Annotated in this window: 1 protein-coding gene; it reads right to left on the bottom strand. The window is 60.3% G+C overall.

What is annotated here, in order from left to right:
• Nucleotides 1-23 precede the first annotated feature (23 nt).
• Nucleotides 24-1652, bottom strand: a complete 1629-nt coding sequence (locus ABIC09_RS37375) for an IS1182 family transposase (RefSeq protein WP_354033386.1) — start codon at nt 1650-1652, stop codon at nt 24-26.
• Between the last annotated feature and the right edge of the window lie 55 nt (nt 1653-1707).

Below are 1707 nucleotides of genomic sequence, written 5' to 3'. Positions count from 1 at the left end.
GAGGCTGGGCAAGAATCTCGCGGTTACGCTGCGATGCTGAAGCGGAAGCGGATGATCGCTGGTTTTTGGCCTAATTTGGCTGAGAGGCCTCTGATAGAGACGATGGCAGGGCCTATGGCGGGCACGACGGCGCACAGGACGCGCAAAATTGCGCTCCTGGCCACCCGGTTGGCAAAAAACGCGACAAAGCCGTCAAAGCCGAGGATGTTCAGCACACGGGCGAGATTGTAGCAGAGCGCCATCAGACTCCATTCGCCGCGAACCTTGGCAAAGCCGCGGACCAGGAAGTGGCGATAGCCGGCGCGGCATTTGAGCGTGCCGAAGGGATGCTCGACCAAGCAGGAGCGCTGGCGCATCAACTCGCTCGCCTCTTTCATCCGCTCCCTGTGACGATCAATCACCTCTTCGTGCTGCCAGCGATAGATGGTGCGCTTGTCCGACTTTTGACCAAGGCATTGCTCGCGCAAGTGACAAGCCTTGCAGACAGATTTCAGGCTGACATAGCGGACGTCTTGCCGACCGGCCGGGCTGATTTTGACGCCATTCATCGGTCTCAACAGCGCGCCCGCGGGACAGCGATAAGCGTCGGCTTCGGCGTCATAGCTGAACGCTTCATGCGTGAAGCGGCCTTGTTCCTCCAAACCCCCTGTTCGCTTGGGCGGCGGGACATAGGCAACAATGCCGCCTTCCTCGCATTCTTTCAGGGTCGTGCCATTGTAATAGCCGGTGTCGGCAATCGCCTGCAGCGTCTCGGCTCCCAATGCCTCTTTTGCCGCTTTGGCCACCTCGTAAAGCTGGCCCGTATCGTTGCCGTCGTTGACGACCTCGCTCGCAACGATGAGCTTGTGCTTGTCATCGACCGCAATCTGGACGTTGTAGCCTGCGAGGACATGGCCTCTTTTCGACAAAAGCCGGGCGTCCGCATCGGTGGTCGACAACTGGGTCTCGCCGCCGTCCTCCAGACGATCAAGATCGGCCTGGGCTTTCGCCCGGCGCGCCATCAACGCCGCCAGCTTGTCCGCAACCCTGCCGCCATTCCCATTCGCGCTCCCGCCATCTCCGTCACCTGACGAATGCGCTTCTTCGCTGGCGTCGTTCGACGCCAGCGCTTTGCCATATTCCTCGATGTCGCGATCGATACAAGCAAGCTGCTCCGCCAGCCGCTTCTTCGTCTTGATGCTCGCCTTGCTCGCATCGCCATGGAAGAAGGCGCCGTCGATCGCCACAAGCTTGCCGCCCAGAAGCTCAAGTTCGCGCAGCAAGAGCACAAATTCTCGGTTCGTCGCCTTGAGCGCCGACCAATTATCCCGGCGGAAGTTGGCGATGGTCCGGTAGCCGGGCGTCAGTCCCTTGAGCAGCCACATCAGTTCCAGATTGCGTTGCGCCTCCTGCTCGAGGCGACGCGAGGAGCGGACCCGGTTGAGATAACCGTAAAGATAGGCCTTCAACAGGTCCGCCGGATGGTAACTTGGCTGTCCCGCCCCGGTGCCACCACCGGCATGCCGGAACCCGAGCTTCTCAAGATCGAGCGCACAGACATAGGCCTCGATCGCCCGGACCGGGTTGTCTTGCGCAACATAATCCTCGACGCGAGGCGGCAGAAGGCTCAACTGCTCCCGCCGCGGACCAGTCTTATAAGTGCGATTCGTCATGAATAGAATCGTACATCGATCCGGATTCGGGCGAGAACAATTCTTGCCCAGTCTC

The organism is Bradyrhizobium sp. S3.12.5 (assembly GCF_040548225.1).
Classification (GTDB): domain Bacteria; phylum Pseudomonadota; class Alphaproteobacteria; order Rhizobiales; family Xanthobacteraceae; genus Bradyrhizobium; species Bradyrhizobium cytisi.
The sequence above is the reverse complement of the archived record's forward strand: the minus strand, read 5'-3'. Positions and strand labels throughout refer to the sequence as shown.

Coding starts and splice junctions, on each gene's coding strand:
- ABIC09_RS37375 (WP_354033386.1), bottom strand. CDS start 1,652: ATGACGAATCGCACTTATAAGACTGGTCCGCGGCGGGAGCAGTTGAGC.